At 63.1% G+C, this 15766-nt stretch carries 16 protein-coding genes; 9 read left to right on the plus strand and 7 right to left on the minus strand.

Annotation, left to right across the window (positions count from 1 at the left end):
• The first annotated feature begins 1 nt into the window (after position 1).
• The 4 genes from AC0L26_RS22515 to AC0L26_RS22530 are packed head-to-tail and all read left to right on the plus strand — an operon-like array spanning position 2 to position 3352.
• Complete coding sequence (locus AC0L26_RS22515) at positions 2–961, plus strand: carbohydrate ABC transporter permease (RefSeq protein WP_352935648.1); 960 nt, start codon at positions 2–4, stop codon at positions 959–961.
• Positions 958–1167 carry a hypothetical protein gene (locus AC0L26_RS22520; RefSeq protein WP_354494008.1) on the plus strand — a complete coding sequence of 70 codons (210 nt, stop codon included), beginning with the start codon at positions 958–960 and terminating at the stop codon, positions 1165–1167. Before AC0L26_RS22515 ends, AC0L26_RS22520 begins: the two co-directional genes overlap by 4 nt.
• A complete protein-coding gene (locus AC0L26_RS22525) occupies positions 1164–2267 on the plus strand; it encodes an ABC transporter ATP-binding protein (RefSeq protein ID WP_473634566.1) in 1104 nt (367 codons plus the stop codon). Before AC0L26_RS22520 ends, AC0L26_RS22525 begins: the two co-directional genes overlap by 4 nt.
• Positions 2267–3352, plus strand: coding sequence for an ABC transporter ATP-binding protein (locus tag AC0L26_RS22530; RefSeq protein WP_473634567.1), 1086 nt, complete (start codon positions 2267–2269; stop codon positions 3350–3352). The genes AC0L26_RS22525 and AC0L26_RS22530 overlap by 1 nt, the downstream gene beginning before the upstream one ends.
• 211 nt (positions 3353–3563) lie before the next feature.
• Here AC0L26_RS22530 and AC0L26_RS22535 read toward each other — a convergent pair whose 3' ends face one another.
• A complete protein-coding gene (locus AC0L26_RS22535; RefSeq protein WP_354494011.1) occupies positions 3564–4535 on the minus strand; it encodes an AraC family transcriptional regulator in 972 nt (323 codons plus the stop codon).
• Between the two features lie 91 nt (positions 4536–4626).
• Between AC0L26_RS22535 and AC0L26_RS22540 the strand changes: the two genes are divergently transcribed.
• Entirely contained in the window at positions 4627–5841 is a 1215-nt protein-coding gene (locus AC0L26_RS22540) for an MFS transporter (RefSeq protein WP_473634568.1), read from the plus strand.
• Between the two features lie 44 nt (positions 5842–5885).
• Here the strand turns inward: AC0L26_RS22540 and AC0L26_RS22545 are convergent, their stop codons facing one another.
• Positions 5886–6455, minus strand: a complete 570-nt coding sequence (locus AC0L26_RS22545; RefSeq protein WP_473634569.1) for a TetR/AcrR family transcriptional regulator — start codon at positions 6453–6455, stop codon at positions 5886–5888.
• 94 nt (positions 6456–6549) lie between these two features.
• Here AC0L26_RS22545 and AC0L26_RS22550 point away from each other — a divergent pair, with 94 nt between their 5' ends.
• Positions 6550–7338, plus strand: a complete 789-nt coding sequence (locus AC0L26_RS22550) for an SDR family oxidoreductase (RefSeq protein ID WP_473634570.1) — start codon at positions 6550–6552, stop codon at positions 7336–7338.
• Positions 7339–7374: 36 nt separating this feature from the next.
• On the opposite strand, the gene AC0L26_RS22555 is transcribed toward AC0L26_RS22550, so the two are convergent.
• Positions 7375–7722 carry a GFA family protein gene (locus AC0L26_RS22555; protein ID WP_473634571.1) on the minus strand — a complete coding sequence of 116 codons (348 nt, stop codon included), beginning with the start codon at positions 7720–7722 and terminating at the stop codon, positions 7375–7377.
• Between the two features lie 119 nt (positions 7723–7841).
• Between AC0L26_RS22555 and AC0L26_RS22560 the strand changes: the two genes are divergently transcribed.
• Complete coding sequence (locus AC0L26_RS22560) at positions 7842–9137, plus strand: amidase (protein ID WP_473634573.1); 1296 nt, start codon at positions 7842–7844, stop codon at positions 9135–9137.
• A 7-nt stretch (positions 9138–9144) separates the two neighbouring features.
• On the opposite strand, the gene AC0L26_RS22565 is transcribed toward AC0L26_RS22560, so the two are convergent.
• Genes AC0L26_RS22565 through AC0L26_RS22580 form a run of 4 tightly spaced genes read right to left on the minus strand, consistent with a single transcriptional unit; the run spans position 9145 to position 12961 of the window.
• Complete coding sequence (locus AC0L26_RS22565) at positions 9145–10125, minus strand: hydroxyacid dehydrogenase (protein ID WP_473634574.1); 981 nt, start codon at positions 10123–10125, stop codon at positions 9145–9147.
• A gap of 1 nt (position 10126) precedes the next feature.
• Entirely contained in the window at positions 10127–10843 is a 717-nt protein-coding gene (locus AC0L26_RS22570; RefSeq protein WP_352935616.1) for a FadR/GntR family transcriptional regulator, read from the minus strand.
• 2 nt (positions 10844–10845) lie between these two features.
• Positions 10846–12015 (minus strand): mandelate racemase/muconate lactonizing enzyme family protein, encoded by a 1170-nt coding sequence (locus tag AC0L26_RS22575; protein WP_473634575.1) that lies wholly within the window; start codon positions 12013–12015, stop codon positions 10846–10848.
• Between the two features lie 58 nt (positions 12016–12073).
• Complete coding sequence (locus tag AC0L26_RS22580) at positions 12074–12961, minus strand: sugar phosphate isomerase/epimerase family protein (protein ID WP_473634576.1); 888 nt, start codon at positions 12959–12961, stop codon at positions 12074–12076.
• 394 nt (positions 12962–13355) lie between these two features.
• On the opposite strand from AC0L26_RS22580, the gene AC0L26_RS22585 reads away from it, so the two are divergent.
• Both AC0L26_RS22585 and AC0L26_RS22590 read left to right on the plus strand, forming a co-directional pair.
• The gene (locus tag AC0L26_RS22585; protein ID WP_473634577.1) at positions 13356–14411 is read left to right on the plus strand and encodes a sugar phosphate isomerase/epimerase family protein; all 1056 of its coding nucleotides are present in this window, start codon (positions 13356–13358) and stop codon (positions 14409–14411) included.
• A 152-nt stretch (positions 14412–14563) separates the two neighbouring features.
• Positions 14564–15751, plus strand: a complete 1188-nt coding sequence (locus AC0L26_RS22590) for a Gfo/Idh/MocA family protein (RefSeq protein ID WP_473634578.1) — start codon at positions 14564–14566, stop codon at positions 15749–15751.
• Positions 15752–15766: the final 15 nt, after the last annotated feature.

Raw genomic sequence — 15766 nt, forward strand, 5'->3', positions numbered from 1 at the left:
AATGGCCGCTGTCACCACCTCTACCGAGCGTTCGCTCAACAAGCTCGCCATCGTCGGTGTGCTGATCATCACAATGATCTTCCTGGCGCCGATCTACTGGATAGCCTCGACAGCGTTCAAGCCGCGCAACCTTGCCACCACCATTCCGCCGACGGTGGTGTTCCAGCCTGAGATATCGCCCTTCGTGAAGCTCTTCACCAAGCGGTCGCAGTTGCGCACCGCGCCGACGCCGGAACAATACGCCGCCGCCCCGTGGTGGGAGCGGCTGGTGTTTGACGGCGGCGAGAAGGTGGTGCGCTCGGGCAGGGGCGAGGTGCAGTGGTCCGGCTATCCGAGCCGCTTCATGAACTCGCTGATCGTCGCCATCACCTCGACCGTCCTGGCAGTCGGCATGGGCACCTTCACGGCTTACGGATTCTCGCGCTTCAAGATCAAGGGGGAGCAGGACCTGCTCTTCTTCATCCTGTCGACGCGCATGCTGCCGCCGGTGGTGGTGGCGATCCCGATGTTCCTGATGTACCGGGTCGTCGGCCTCAACGACACGCATTGGGGCCTGATCATCCTCTACACCGCCTTCAACCTCAGCTTCTCCGTATGGCTGATGAAGGGGTTTATGGACGAGATTCCGAGGGAGTACGAGGAGGCAGCGCTCGTCGACGGCTACACGCGCATGGAGGCTTTCTTCAAGATCGTGCTGCCGGAAGCGGCCACCGGCATCGCCGCCACCGCCGTGTTCTGCTTCATCACGGCGTGGAACGAATATGCCTTCGCGCTGATCATGACCAACCGACGCGCCCAGACGGCACCGCCCTTCATCCCCAGCCAGGTCGGTTCCGGCCTGCCGGACTGGACGGTGATTGCCGCCGGAACCTTCCTGTTCCTGCTGCCGGTCGCGATCTTCACCTTCCTGCTCCGCAACCACCTCTTGCGCGGCATGTCCTTTGGAGCGATCCGCAAATGATCCGCCATGCTACAATCCAGCGCACGGCCGAGATCGTGATGGTGTTCGGCATCATCGCGCTCTGCCAGCCGTGGAATTTCTTCCTGCACCGCTACGGGCTGACGATCATCATCGTCGGACTGCTGACCTTCATGATCACCGGTTGGGTCGGTCCAAGGCAGAAACCGCAGGCGACCGGCGCGCTGGAAAAAGAAGGCCACGCATGACCCAGATCGAGCTTCGTGGCGTCCAGAAATTCTTTGGCGCCGTTCAGGTCATCAAGGACCTTAATCTCAAGATCGCCGACAATGAGTTCATCGTGCTGCTCGGCCAGTCGGGCTGCGGCAAGACGACGACACTGCGCGCTATTGCCGGGCTGGAGACGATCGACGGCGGCGATATCCTCATCGACGGCAAGCCGGTCCAGCATCTCAAGGCCGCCGACCGCGACATCGCCATGGTCTTCCAGTCGTTCTCGCTCTATCCGCATATGAGCGTCTACGAGAACATCGCCTTTCCGCTCAGGGCCACGCGCCAGAGCAAGGCCGAGATCGACAGCGAGGTGCGCTCGGTCGCCAAGACGCTGCAGATCACCGATCTCCTCGCCAAGAAACCCTCGGCGCTCTCGGGCGGCGACATGCAGCGCGTGGCCATCGGCCGGGCGCTGGTGCGGCGGCCGAAGGCAATGCTGATGGACGAGCCGATCGGCGCGCTCGATGCCAAGCTGCGCGAGGAGATGCGGGCCGAGATCAAGCGGCTGCACATCAAGCAGGGCTCCACCACGATCTATGTCACGCATGACCAGATCGAGGCGATGAGCCTCGCCGACCGCATCGTCATCATGCATGAAGGCGTGCTGCAGCAGGTCGGTTCGCCGGACGAGGTCTATTCGCGGCCGGCCAATCTGTTCGTCGCGCAGTTCGTCGGCAGCCCGGTGATGAATGTCGCCGATGCCTCGGTGGCGGAAAAAGCCGCGTCGGCCTCGGTGACGGTCGGCGGAGCGGCCACCGGCTTCGAATTCCCGCGCGCGCTGCTGGCGAAGCTCAACGGCCATGCCAGCGCCAAGCTTGCGCTCGGCATCCGGCCGGAAGGCGTCATCGTTCGCCGCGAAGCTGCCGACGGGTTCTTGCCGGTCGAGGCGGAGATCGTCGAGCCGCTCGGCTCTTTCGACATCGTCGACCTCAAGGTCGGCTCCAAGATGCTGCGCGCGCGCACCAAGAGCGGTTTTGTCACTGGACCGGGCGAGAGGGTCTTCGTCAGGATCGATCCGGCCCAGGCGCATTTCTTCGATACGGCGAGCGGCAAGTCGCTGGAGGTGAGACTCTGATGGCCCATATCCAGCTAAAAAACATCTCGAAGACATTCGGCAATCACACTGCATTGACCGGGCTCAATCTCGACATTGCCGATGGCGAGTTCTTCGTGCTGCTCGGCGAGACCGGGGCCGGTAAAACGACGACGCTGCGCATGGTCGCCGGCCTGGAGAAGCCGACCGAAGGCCAGGTCTTCATCGATGGCGTCGACGTCGCGAACTGGGGTGCGGCCGAGCGGGATGTGGCGCTGGTGCTGCAGCAATATTCGCTTTATCCGCGCTACACGGTGCGCCAGAACCTCGAATTTCCGCTGAAGCCGAAAATCCGCCGGCTGCCCGACGCCGAGATCAAGGACCGCGTCGACCGTGCCGCCAGGACGCTGCGAATAGAGCATCTGCTCGACCGCAAGACCGACCGGCTTTCGGGCGGCGAGATGCAGCGTGTCTCCATCGGCCGCGCCATCGTGCGCAAGCCGCGCGTGTTCCTGATGGACGAGCCGCTGTCGGCGCTCGACGCCAAATTGCGCGAGGCGCTGCGCACCGAGCTGAAGAACCTGCAGATGCAGCTCGGCGCGACCTTCCTGTTCGTGACGCACGACCAGATCGAGGCGATGTCGATGGGCGACAAGGTCGGCGTGCTCAACCATGGCCGCATCGTCCAGACCGGCACGCCGTATGAGATCTACAACAATCCGCGCGACACCTATGTGGCGAGCTTCGTCGGCTCGCCGCCGATGAACCTTATCGACGGCAAGCTCGTCGACGGCCGCGCGGTGATGGCACCGTTGAATTTCGAGCTGCCCTTTGCGGGGAGGGCGAAAACGAGCGGTGCCACCGACGGTCGCCCGCTCGTCTTCGGTATTCGTCCCGAGGATGTCTACCTCGAGAGCGGGGCGCCGGTGGAAGCGCGCGTCCACGATGTCGAGAACCATGGCGTCGAAAAGATCCTTACGCTGCGGGTCGGCGATGCCATGCTGCGGGCCACGGTGCCGGCCAGAACCGATGTCGAGATCGAGCAACCGGTGCGCTTTGCCTGGGATCCGGACAAGGTGGTGCTGTTCGACAAGGGTAGCGGAATAAGCCTCCGCCACGCGGGGTAAAGCAATTCCAGGAAAAGTGTGAAACGGTTTTCCCGGGAAAAGCGCATAGCGCTTTCCCTAGGGAATTGCACAGAAACAAAGAGATAGAGCGTTTCGGCGTTTCCGTGAAACGGTGAAACGCTCTAGATGTGGAGCCTCAACAGGTTGTCCCCGGTTAGAGCGCGTCTGTTGGGCAGGAGGATGCTCGGCGGCTTAAAGCCCCTGGCCAGATTTAGCCGGCTTGACGGGTCTCAGCCTGTTCCTCGGCCCGGAAATGGCTGGGAGCCGTTCCGATGACGCGCTTGAACGCGCGACTGAAGGCCGCGTCGGATTCATAGCCCAGGCGAGCGGCGACGACGGAGATCTTCAACCGGTCGCGGACCAGCCATTGCCGTGCCTGGTGCATCCTCACCTGGGTGACGTATCTCGCCGGCGTTTCGCCGACGATCGTCGCGAAGCGCTCCGCGAAACCCGATCGCGAGGCGCCCATCATCCTGGCGAGCGTTTCCACGGTCCAGTCGCGGTCCGGTTCGAGGTGGATTGCGGCCAGCACGCGACCGATCTCGCGGTCTCTCACCGCCGCAATCCATCCGGACGAGTCGCCGCAGCCGCGCTCGACCCATGACCGGATGACGGTGGCGGCGAGCACATCGGCAAGCCGTGCGAGAATGCCGCCTGAGCCGACACGCTCCAGCGTCACTTCGCGGGCCATGGACTCCAGCAGATGCGGGATGCCGGGTTCATAGGCTTCCAACTCGTGCGCGCGCATCACGTCCGGCATCATGCCGAGCAATGGATGCAAACCGTCGAGATTGAAATACATGCTGCCGAAAAACAGCAGGGTCCCCGGCCGGCAACCTTCGTTGGACAGGCAGTAAACGCCCTTGCAGACCTCGGCGACCTGGTAGCCCTGGATCGGCGAAGCCTCAATGCCCGGCTCGCTTGCCAGGACGTGTGCTGCACCGCGTGGCAGCAACACCGCGTCGCCCGCCTTGAGCTCTACCCATTCGCCGGACGGTTGCAGCAGCCAGCATCCCTTGCGGCCGATGAAATGAAACCGTGCCGCCGTCTGGGCCGGAAATTGAAGCCCCCAAGGCTCCTGCATTTCACAGCGGCCATATTCGACGCCGTCGAGCCGCAGCCCGCGCAATATGTCCGTCAGCGGATCGCCGGTGATCGGAACTTTGGACGAATAGTCAAGCATAATGGTGTTTCTAGCATGGAAACTCCAGGCGGTCACTCCCTATGTTGCACTGCAGCCAAATGTTGCGCTGCAACCAGCTCGGAGATTCACCATGACCGAACCCGTGACAGGCGTCATGGACGCCGCTGTTCTCGACTCTTCCGAATCCGAAGAACGATCCGAGCCGGCGTGGGGCGCGGTGGTATCGCTGGCGCTTGGCGTTTTCGGCCTGGTAACGGCCGAATTCCTGCCCGCCAGCCTGCTGACGCGGCTGGCGCAGGATCTCGGCATCACCGAAGGCGCCGCCGGGCAAGCTGTCACTGCGACAGCGGTCGTCGGGGCGATCGCGGCGCCGACCATGGCCATCGTCACCAAGCGGCTGGATCGCAGGCTGGTCATGTGGGGCCTGACCGTTCTTCTGATCGTCTCGAACCTGCTCGCGGCGTTCGCGTCGTCGCTTCCTGTGCTTCTGGCTGCCCGGGTCGTTCTTGGCATCGCCCTCGGCGGCTTCTGGTCGATGTCGGCGGCCATGGCGATGCGGCTCGTGCCGATGCGGCTGATGCCGCGCGCCATGTCGATTATCCTAACCGGCGTTTCGGTCGCCACCGTTACCGCAGCCCCGGTTGGCGCTTATGTCGGCGACGTCTGGGGATGGCGCACCGCTTTCATGATCGCGGCGGTCGTCGGCGCCCTGGCGCTGCTGGTGCAGATCGCCACCCTTCCGAAGCTGCCGCCGATGGGTGTGGCAAGCTTTCGAACCTTGCTGGACGTGATGAAGCGCCCGACGATCAGGGCGGCACTTCTGGTGGTCCTGCTGGTCGCCTCGGGACACTTTGCCGGCTTCACCTATGTCCGCCCGTTTCTTGAGAAGGTGCCTGCGCTGGACATCGAGACGATCTCTCTGGTGCTGCTCGCCTTCGGAATCGGTGGGTTCTTCGGCAATTTTGCCGGTGGCTTCATGGCCGAGCGCAGCCTTAAGACCGCCGTCGGCCTGGCACCTCTGCTGATTGCTGTGGCCGCCGCCTTGCTGCTTACTCTCGGAGCCTCGCCAGTCATCGCGGCGATAGCGGTTGCCGCCTGGGGCTTTGCCTTCGGTGCGGTGCCGGTCGGGCTGCAAACCTGGCTGGTGCGAGCCGCTCCCGACCAGGCCGAGAGCGCCGGTGGGCTGATGGTCGCCGCGTTCCAGGTGGCCATTGCGCTGGGCGCCGTTTTCGGCGGCGTGCTGGTCGACAATGCCGGCGTTGCCAGCGCTTTCGCCTATTGCGGGATCGCGACGTTGCTGGCGGCCTTGGCGGCGTTCCTGCTCGGCCCGAAGCACGCAGCCTAGCCCGTCCGCCCTCGCGGTTCATCTTTGACCGGCCCGGAGATCGGTTACGCTCTTCGGGCCGTTATCGCCGTTACGAAACGGGTCAGGCTGTTTTCGACATAAGCGGTCACTTCGAGCTTGGGGTCGAAGCTCCACCACAGCAGCGAGCCCTGCCAGTGCGAAGCCATGAGCAGGCCGATGCCTTCAGGCGGATCGGCTGCTGAGGCAAAACAGGCGTCGAGCACGTCACACAGAGAAGCTTTCCACGACGCGCCGCGTCCGCGAAGCAGCGGATCGCGCAGATCCTCGCGCAGCACCAGAAGGCCTTCGGCATAGGTTTCGATGCCGCCATAGTCCTGCGATAGCGCCACCAGCAGCCCGATCGCTCCACCAGGGGTTCTTGGGATCGTCTTCGACAGCCTCGCCGTCTTGTCATCGAGCCGGTCCCATGCTTGCAACAGAGCTCTCTGTTTCAGAGCGGCCTTGCTTTTGAAACGCTGCACCAGCGTCGAGCCGGAGAGTCCGCAAGCCACGGACAGCCGCTCGAAGGTGAGCGCTTTCGGGCCATGCGCGTGGATCAGCCGGTTCGCCGCTTCGAGCACGTCTTCGTCGGACTGAGTTTTTGGCCGGGGCATCTTGACATCCATTTATAACCGAATGATCATTTATATATTGTGACACTGGCAAAGACCAGCACCTCCTGGTCGAATCGAGTTTCGGGAGAGCCTAATGACGCTTCGTGGAAAAGTCGCTCTGGTCGCGGGCGCCACGCGTGGTGCCGGCCGAGGCATTGCAGTCGAACTGGGCGCCGCCGGCGCGACTGTTTACGTTACCGGCAGGTCGACGCGCGAGCATCCGTCCGAATATGCACGTCCTGAGACCATCGAGGAAACGGCGGAACTGGTTTCGGCGCTTGGCGGCGAGGGCATTGCCGTGCAGGTCGATCATCTGATTTCGGAAGACGTGCGCAAATTGGTCGACCGAATCCGCGCGGAGCAGGGCCGTCTCGATATACTGGTCAACGATATCTGGGGCGGCGAAAAGCTGTTCGAATGGAACAAGCCGGTCTGGCAGCACAATCTCGAGAACGGCCTGCGCATGCTCAGGCTGGCAATCGACACGCACCTGATCACAGCTCACCACGCGCTGCCGCTGCTGATCGAGCGTTCGGGTGGGCTTGCGGCGCATGGTGCTACGTCGGTTTCGCTCACGCCCGGCTGGTTGCGTTCGGAAATGATGCTTGAGGCGTTCGGCGTCAAGGAGGACAACTGGCGCGATGCGACAGCGAAGGTGCCGCATTTTGCCGTCTCGGAGACGCCGCGCTTTGTCGGCCGCGCGGTTGCGGCGCTTGCGGCGGACCCGGATCGTTCGCGCTGGAACGGACAGTCGCTGTCGAGTGGCGGGCTGGCGCAGGTCTACGGTTTTACCGATCTCGACGGCTCGCGGCCCGACGCCTGGCGCTACGTCCCCCAGGTTCAGGACGCCGGCAAACCAGCCGATGTGACCGGGTACCGTTAGACGGCATGAGCGCTGGGAGCCGGCAATGGTTTCGGTTCAGGCCGCGCGGCCGTCGAAGTCGAAAATCGACACAGCGTCCAGATCGAGGTCGCCTACGCAATGGATGTTGACGTAGGCGCTTCGTTCGTCCCCTTCGCTGACATCCTCGGCGAAGGGATGGACGCCGCAGGCCCGGCAGAACCGGTGGGCGATGACTTGGTTGCCGAAAGTGTACCTGCCAAGATCGTCGCCCCAGGCAAGCACCCGCAACGTCTCATGCGGCACGGCCCATAGCAGCGCGCCCTTGCGTGAGCAGATCGAGCAATTACATCGCACGGCTCCGGTCAGATCGCCTTCGACCTCGAAGGCGATCTTGCCGCAGTGGCAGCTGCCTTTGTAGAGCATCAGGTCTCCTCCTTCCATTCAACGGGGTGCAAATCTGTCCCTGCCAGGTTATGCCTCTGCAGTCCATGCACCAGTCGTTGCCTGTAAGACGTTGCAGGCGTCCGGAGTCCGACACCGAAATGCAATCAGTCCGCGATCGTCTTGAAGCCGTCCTTTCGCGTCTCGCCGTCCGCGCGGATAATGAAAGCGTGTTCGTAAAACTCTATCCGGAAGCCGCTCGGGCAGCAGCCGATGCCGCCGATGCCAGGCGCAAGGCCGGCGTGACGCTCGGACCGCTAGACGGAGCGATTGTCTCGGTCAAGGACTTGTTCGACGTCGCCGGCGAGCCGACCACGGCCGGATCGCTGTTGCTCGGCACCGCGGCGCCGGTGCTGCGGGATGCCGTCATCGTGCGGCGGCTGCGACAGGCCGGCGCCGTCATCTTCGGCAAAACCAATATGACCGAATTCGCTTTCACCGCGATCGGCGTCAATCCGCATTACGGCACGCCCGGCAATGCGACCGACGCCAGCCGGATTGCGGGCGGCTCATCCTCCGGCGCCGGTGTTTCGGTCGGCGAAGGTACGAGCGAGATCTCGATCGGTTCCGACACCGGCGGTTCGGTGCGCATTCCGGCATCGCTGAACGGTGTCGTCGGTTTCAAGCCGACGGCGCGGCGCGTGCCGCGTGATGGCGTTTTCCCGCTGTCGGTCACGCTGGACTCCATTGGCCCGCTTGCCCGCACTGTGGCCGAATGTGTCGCAACCGATGCGGTGATGGCCGGCGAAGAGCCTCTGGTTCTCATTCCGCTTCCGCTTGCCGGACTGCGCATCGGCGTTCCACGCGGCGTGCTGTTCGACGATACGGAGGCAGAGGTCGCTGCGGCGTTCGACCGATGTGTTGGCAAGGTAGAGCTTGCGGGTGCACGCCTCGCCGACCTGTCCATCGATGACCTCCTTGCCGATTTGCGAGGGGTAACCGGGCGGGCCTCGATCGCTGCGATGGAGGGCGCCGAGGTCCATGCAGATTGGCTGGCGACTGGCGCGACAACGCCGGTCGATCCGCGGGTGAGCGAGCCGTTGTCGCGCGCTGCCGCCGTTCCGGCCACGGCCTATATAAGGGCAATCCGCCGCCGCGCGGCGCTTGTCGCCGCCATGGACGAGCGGCTGGCCTCTATCGATGTGCTGGCCCTGCCGACCACGCCGGTCACCGCACCGACCATCGTGTCGATGACCAGCGACGATGTTCTATGTGAGCGTACGGAAGGCCTTCTGCTGCGCAACACGCAGGTTGCCAACCAGTTCGACCTCTGTGCGATCTCGCTGCCGATGCCGGGAATGATGCGCCCGGCCGGGCTGATGCTGGTGGCGCGCAACGGCCACGACCACCGTCTCCTGCGCATTGCGGCGGAAGTCGAGGCACTGCTTCGCCGTTGAGGTGCCGTCAGGCGTCGGCCGGAAACCGCCGCCTATAGTGCTCGACGACTTCGGGATTGCGCAGATTGACCGGCAATTTGTTGGCCAGCACGAGCAAGGCTTCACCCGCAGCGCCGACGCCCATGCGCATCATAGATTCTTCGGTGATCCCGGCCATGTGCGGTGTGACAATGACATTGTCGAAGCCGAAATAGGGATGATCTGAGGGCAGCGGCTGCGTCGCAAAGACATCGAGTGCAGCCCCGCCGATACGGCCCTTTTGCAGCGCTTCGATCAGCGCGTCGTCGTCGACCACCGGGCCGCGCGAAATATTGATCAGCAGCGCATGCGGCTTCATGCGCACGATACGCTCGCGATTGATCAGGCCGCGCGTCTCCGGTGTCAGCGGGCAGCACAGAACGACGATGTCGCTCTGCTCGACCAGTGCGTCGATCGACAGAAAGCCGACCTGGTCCGGCGCCGGCCTCATGCTGCGCGTCGTCGCCACCACGTTGAGATCGAAACCATGCGCCGCGATATGGCCGACTGCCCGTCCAATGGCGCCGAAGCCGACGATGCCGATCGTCTTGCCGGCGAGCTCGCTGGCGAAATTGGCGTGGTCGCGGCCGGCCAGCCAGCCTTTTGTCCGCAAATCGCGGTCCACCATGCGAAAACGCCGAAGCAGCGCCAGGGTCGCGAACATCACGTATTCGGCGACCGACCGTGCATTGACCGCCGGCACGTTCGCCACCAGCACGCCGGCTGCGGTGGCCGCTTTCATCGGGATCATGTCGAGTCCGGCGCCATGGCGGATTGCAGCCCGGAGCTTCGTTGCCCCTTCGAAAAGCTCTGGCGGCAGCGGCGCGCGAACGATGATGATGTCGGCATTCCCAGCCTCAGTCGCCAGCGTGTCCGCATCGAGGCCGGAGGCGACAGCGAGTTCGCCGGCACCAGTCAGCATGGCGGAGGCGCGCGGGTGCAGCGTGTGCGTCGACAGGATTTTAGGCATATCAGACCTGCTCGAGTGCTGGGCTGTGAGGTTCTGCGCCGCCGCCTTCGATCAGGCCTTTCCAGTAGCTTTCCGCGCCTTGCAGATGAGCGCTCATCAGCGCTTGGGCGAGATTGCCGTCGCGGCGCAGCAGCGCCCCGTAGATCTGAATGTGCTCGGCATGCGAGCGAACCCCACGTTCGGGATCGTTGAAATAGATCGGCAGGCGTTGCTCACCCATCATGTAATAGACGCTGCATATGTTGTGAAAAACGCTGTTCTTGGTTGCCCGCACGATCTCAAGGTGAAACTCGCGGTCCTCCTTGGCCAAGCCTTCGCCCGCAGCAATGCGCTCCTCCGAAGCCTTCAGGATTTCGCGCAGCCGCTCGAAATTTTCCTCGGTGGCACGCGAACAGGCAAGCTCAGCGGCCTTGATTTCGTGAATCTTGCGCAACTCGACCGTCTCGTAGATCATGATCGGGTCGAGCGGCAGGCCGGCTCGCGCAAACAGTGCCATCGCTTCGACGCTGGGCTGCTTGGTGTCGATATAGATGCCGGATTTGGCGCGGCGCTCGACGATACGCATGGCTTCGAGGATGGCCAGCGCCTCGCGGATCTGGCCACGGCTGACGGCGAAATGCTCGGCCAGCTCACGCTCCGACGGCGTTCGGCCCGTCTCCTTGTCGGAGTGGGAGAACAGATAGGCGGCGAGCTCCGCGAGAAGGTTCTTTTCTTTCATGATCAGCCGCGTAGCGCGTGCGCCTCCAGGAACCGTTCCGAAAGGGTGAATCCCAGCCCGGGCTTCTCGGGGATCGCTATCATACCGTCCTTTGCTTCGACAGTCTCTTCGATCAGATCGTGGATCATCGGGTTGGCGCCGAGCGAATATTCGACGGTAAAGCTAGCCGGCGAAGCAGCACAGACATGTAACCCGGCGAAGAAGCAAGGGGCGCCGGCCCACAGATGCGGCGCAAAGCGCAGATTGAAGGCGCTGGCGATGGTGCCGATCTTCATCGCCTCGCTGATGCCGCCGCAAAAGGCCGGGTCCGGCTGGAAGATATCGGCCGCCTTGAGCGTGGCGAGGTCGCGGAACGCATAGCGCGTCGCTTCGCTTTCGCCGGTGGCGATCGGGATGGAGCCGGATGCCCGCACTTCGGCCATGCCTGACTTGTCGTCGGCGATGACCGGCTCCTCGAACCAGGCCAGATCGAGATCGCCGGCGAGATGGATGAAGCGCTTGGCTTCCGCCACCGTATAGGTGCCATGCGCATCGACCATCAGGTCGACTTCGGGGCCGAGCGCCTGTCTTGCGGCGCGGACGCGGGCAGCGGAATTGTGCGGGGTGCCGTCCATCGCGCCGACACGCATCTTCAGCGCCTTGAAGCCGCCCTTGGCGATATAGGATTTCAACTGGTCGCCGATCGCCTCGGAGGAGGCCCAGCCACCGGAAGCATAGGCCGGCATGCGGTCGAGCTTGCGGCCGCCAAGCAGCCGCCAGACCGGAACCCCCAGCGACTTGCCCAGAATATCCCACAACGCGATGTCGACGGCACTGATCGCGGCGACGCTGATGCCGCGCCGCGCCAGCTGCGGCATGGCGTGGCCGTTTTGCGCGGCGCTGTCGTGGCGCACGCCGTTGTAGAGCATCTCCCAGATAATCCCGATGTCGGCCGGATCGCAGCCGATCAGCTGCGGACCGATTTCGTGGTTCAGCATGTGGACGAGGGCACCATAGCTGCCGGTGCTGCCGGCGGCATTCTTGCCTTCGCCCCAGCCGACCAGCCCGTCATTGGTCTCGATGCGCAGGATGGCGGCGTCGAACGTCGTTACCTGACCGAAGTCGCTGCGATGCTGCTTCGCGGCTTCGATCGGTATGCGGACCCACCAGGCTTGGACCGTCTTGATGCGCATGTTCATCCCCGGCCCTGCCGCCGGTCAGGGCGGAAAGGCTCATTCCCAAACGGATCGACTACTTGATCAGCGGCAGCAGCGTTTCAGCGTTGATGCGCATCTGATCGGTGTAGAACTTTTCCGTCAGCACGCTGGAACCATGATCCTGAATGAACTTGAGCTGCTCGGGCGAAATATCGACAGGATTGCGTTCGACCATGTCGGGATAGGGAGCGGCCGGCGTGCGATCGACAGGGGCGACGAATTCATTGGTGAGCGCGCCGTCGTAACCGACCTCCTTCAGCGTGCCGACGATCTTCGGCCAGTCGATTTGTCCGAGACCGGCGGCGAAGCGGTTATTGTCGGCGACATGGAAGTCGAACAGGCGCTTGCCGACCTGCCGGATGGCGTCATAGACGTTAAATTCTTCCATGTGGATGTGATAGGCGTCGAGGCAGACGCCGCATTCGGGGCTGACCGCATCGGCCAGCGCCAGCGCCTGCGCGCCACGATTGAACAGATAGGTCTCGAAGCGGTTGAGTGGCTCGACCGCGATCTTGACGCCGACCTTCTTGGCGTGGGTGAAGCATTCCCTGGTGGCGTCGACCACCCATTTCCATTCTTCTTCTTCGGTGCCGTCCGGCACCACCTTGCCGACGGTGGCGGGAACGAGGGTGATGATCTCGCCGTCGAGCTCGCTGACCATCGTCAGCACGTCCTTCACATACTGCACCGAGCGCTCGCGCTGGCCCTGGTCTTTGGCGGCGAGATTGCGCTCGCCCAGCATCAGCGTCACCGCCCCCCAGCAGCGAATGCCGTGCTCCTTGAGGAGCGCACGCGTCTCGTTGGTCTTGTACTGTTCGGGCTCGCCGGAAATCTCGATCGACTCATAGCCAAATTTCTTGATGCGCCTGAGCGTCGTCTCCAACGGTTCGGCCCGCATCCAGTTGTGCGTCGAAAGATGCATGGTCTGTCCTTCCCAGAATTCGCCTGTAACAATTCGCCCGCGACGCACCCCCAGATTGCGTCGCAAGATTCCTCCCAAGGCGCTCCAGCATTTGCCGTTAACTGGTTCGACCAATTGGGCCTCCAGAGAGGTCTACAGCAATTTCATATGGACGGCAAGAAGTCCTGCATGGTAACCCTGTTAGTGGATTAGTCCGTTGATTAAGCTGGTATATTTTCTCGCTATTGGGCAATCGCGGCAGCTCTGATTGCGAGCGGAGCCGCTTGACCAAATATCCACATTTGGTAATACCAGAATGGCGGCGCAAATATGCGCCTGTCGAGAAAAGACCAAAGTGGCTGGCCGTGCTTTCAATCGGCGCTATGCTTGGTCCTGACAAAAAGGGAGGATGCCGATGCCGTCGACAATGAAGGGTCCTGGGCTGTTTCTGGCGCAGTTCGCGGGCGATGCCGCACCGTTCAATTCGCTGCCGTCGATCACCAGATGGGCGGCCGGGCTGGGCTACAAGGGCGTGCAGATCCCGACCTGGGACAGCCGGCTGTTCGACCTCGAGAAGGCGGCGTCTTCCAAGGCCTATTGCGACGAAGTGAAGGGCATCTGCACGAATGCCGGCGTCGAGATCACCGAGCTGTCGACGCATCTGCAGGGACAATTGGTGGCGGTGCATCCGGCCTATGATGCGCAGTTCGACGGCTTCGCGCCGCCTGCGGTGCACAACAATCCCAAGGCAAGGCAGCAATGGGCGGTCGAACAGATGGAATTCGGTGCCAAGGCTTCGAAAAATCTCGGGCTCAAGGCGTCGGTGTCATTTTGCGGAGCGTTGGCCTTCCCCTACCTTTATCCGTGGCCGCAACGGCCGGCGGGATTGATCGAGGAAGCATTTTCCGAACTCGGCAAACGCTGGAAGCCGATCCTCGACGTCTATGAGGACAATGGCGTCGACCTCGGTTACGAGATCCATCCGGGCGAGGACGTATTCGACGGCGCGACCTTCGAGATGTTTCTCGACGCGGTGGGCGGCCATAAGCGCTGCAATATCAACTACGACCCGTCGCATTTCCTGCTGCAGCAGCTCGACTATCTCGAATTCATCGACATCTATCACGAGCGGATCAAGGCGTTCCACGTCAAGGATGCCGAGTTCAATCCGACCGGACGGCAAGGCGTCTATTCCGGCTATCAGAGCTGGACGAACCGGGCCGGGCGTTTCCGCTCGCTCGGCGATGGGCAGGTGGATTTCGGCGGCATCTTCTCCAAGCTCGCCCAATATGACTATGATTCATGGGCGGTGCTGGAATGGGAATGCTGTCTGAAGCATCCGGAGGACGGTGCGGCCGAAGGCGCTCCCTTTATCGAGCATCACATCATCAGGGTGACGGAAAAGGCATTTGACGATTTCGCCGGCGGCGCGACCGATAAGAAGGTGCTGCGCGCCATGATAGGAATCTAACGCCGCTGTCCCTCCCCCTCGAGGGGAGGGTGGCCCGAAGGGCCGGGTGGGGTCGGTTCATGCCGAGCTCCACGCCCGGCGACCCCACCCGATCCGCTGCGCGGATCGACCTCCCCTCAAGGGGGAGGTAAGCGACAACGAGGGAGAAAATCATGGTCGGCGCATCGAAGTCGGAAACGGGAGGCGGCCCGATCCGCTATGGCATGGTCGGCGGCGGGCAAGGCGCCTTCATCGGTGCGGTGCACCGGATCGCGGCGCGCATGGATAATGAGTTCGTGCTGGTCGCCGGTGCCCTGTCGTCCGACCCGGCGCGTGCGAAAGCGTCGGCCGCGGAACTCGGACTCGACCCCACGCGCAGCTACGGCTCCTTCGCCGAGATGGCCAAGGCCGAGGCGAAACGGCCCGACGGCATCGAGGCGGTGGCTATCGTGACGCCCAACAATGTGCACGTGCCGGCGGCGAAGGCGTTTCTCGAAGCCGGCATCCACGTCATTTGCGACAAGCCGCTGGCGACGACGCTGGCCGAGGCGAAGAGACTGGCGGCACTGGTCGAAAAGACCGGCAAAGTGTTCGTGCTGACGCATAATTACACCGCCTATCCGATGATACGGCAGGCGCGCGAGATGGTGGCCAAGGGGCAGCTCGGCGACATCCGCATCGTGCAGTCGGAATATCCGCAAGACTGGCTGACCGAAGACCTTGCTGCCACCGGTCAGAAGCAGGCGGCCTGGCGCTCAGATCCCAAGCAGGCGGGTGCTGGCGGTGCGCTGGGCGACATCGGCACGCATGCCTATAATCTCGCGCGCTTCGTCTGCGGGCTGGAGCTCGATTCGCTTTCAGCCGATCTCGACGCCTTCGTGCCGGGGCGGCAGCTCGACGACAATGTCAACGTGATGCTGCGCTTCAAGCCGGTCGGCAAGTCGCATCCGGCCAAGGGCATGATCTGGGCGAGCCAGGTGGCGCCCGGGCACGAGAATGGGCTGAAGCTGCGCATCTATGGCTCAAAGGGCGGGCTTGAATGGGTGCAGGCCGACCCGAACTATCTCTGGTACACGCCGTTCGGCCAGCCGAAGCAGTTGCTCACCCGAAATGGTGCCGGCGCGCTGCCCGTCGCCGGGCGCGTCAGCCGGGTTCCGTCAGGCCATCCGGAAGGCTATCTCGAAGGTTTCGCCAACATCTACCAGGAGGCGGCCCGCGCCATCCGCGCGGCGCGCCGCAAAGGCGGCAAGCCGGCTAAGGATGTTATCTTCCCGACCGTCCAGGACGGCGTCGAAGGCATGGCCTTTATCGAAGCCTGCGTGAAGTCGTCGAAGAAGAACGGGGCTTGGACGAAGCTCTAAAAAAAAACCGGAACT

It is taken from the genome of Mesorhizobium sp. WSM4823, from assembly GCF_055811195.1.

Excerpts from the sequence above, each read along its gene's own strand:
- AC0L26_RS22515 (WP_352935648.1), top strand. The coding sequence starts at position 2 with ATGGCCGCTGTCACCACCTCTACCGAGCGTTCGCTCAACAAGCTCGCC.
- AC0L26_RS22520 (WP_354494008.1), top strand. The coding sequence starts at position 958 with ATGATCCGCCATGCTACAATCCAGCGCACGGCCGAGATCGTGATGGTG.
- AC0L26_RS22525 (WP_473634566.1), top strand. The coding sequence starts at position 1,164 with ATGACCCAGATCGAGCTTCGTGGCGTCCAGAAATTCTTTGGCGCCGTT.
- AC0L26_RS22530 (WP_473634567.1), top strand. The coding sequence starts at position 2,267 with ATGGCCCATATCCAGCTAAAAAACATCTCGAAGACATTCGGCAATCAC.
- AC0L26_RS22535 (WP_354494011.1), bottom strand. The coding sequence starts at position 4,535 with ATGCTTGACTATTCGTCCAAAGTTCCGATCACCGGCGATCCGCTGACG.
- AC0L26_RS22540 (WP_473634568.1), top strand. The coding sequence starts at position 4,627 with ATGACCGAACCCGTGACAGGCGTCATGGACGCCGCTGTTCTCGACTCT.
- AC0L26_RS22545 (WP_473634569.1), bottom strand. The coding sequence starts at position 6,455 with ATGCCCCGGCCAAAAACTCAGTCCGACGAAGACGTGCTCGAAGCGGCG.
- AC0L26_RS22550 (WP_473634570.1), top strand. The coding sequence starts at position 6,550 with ATGACGCTTCGTGGAAAAGTCGCTCTGGTCGCGGGCGCCACGCGTGGT.
- AC0L26_RS22555 (WP_473634571.1), bottom strand. The coding sequence starts at position 7,722 with ATGCTCTACAAAGGCAGCTGCCACTGCGGCAAGATCGCCTTCGAGGTC.
- AC0L26_RS22560 (WP_473634573.1), top strand. The coding sequence starts at position 7,842 with ATGCAATCAGTCCGCGATCGTCTTGAAGCCGTCCTTTCGCGTCTCGCC.
- AC0L26_RS22565 (WP_473634574.1), bottom strand. The coding sequence starts at position 10,125 with ATGCCTAAAATCCTGTCGACGCACACGCTGCACCCGCGCGCCTCCGCC.
- AC0L26_RS22570 (WP_352935616.1), bottom strand. The coding sequence starts at position 10,843 with ATGAAAGAAAAGAACCTTCTCGCGGAGCTCGCCGCCTATCTGTTCTCC.
- AC0L26_RS22575 (WP_473634575.1), bottom strand. The coding sequence starts at position 12,015 with ATGCGCATCAAGACGGTCCAAGCCTGGTGGGTCCGCATACCGATCGAA.
- AC0L26_RS22580 (WP_473634576.1), bottom strand. The coding sequence starts at position 12,961 with ATGCATCTTTCGACGCACAACTGGATGCGGGCCGAACCGTTGGAGACG.
- AC0L26_RS22585 (WP_473634577.1), top strand. The coding sequence starts at position 13,356 with ATGCCGTCGACAATGAAGGGTCCTGGGCTGTTTCTGGCGCAGTTCGCG.
- AC0L26_RS22590 (WP_473634578.1), top strand. The coding sequence starts at position 14,564 with ATGGTCGGCGCATCGAAGTCGGAAACGGGAGGCGGCCCGATCCGCTAT.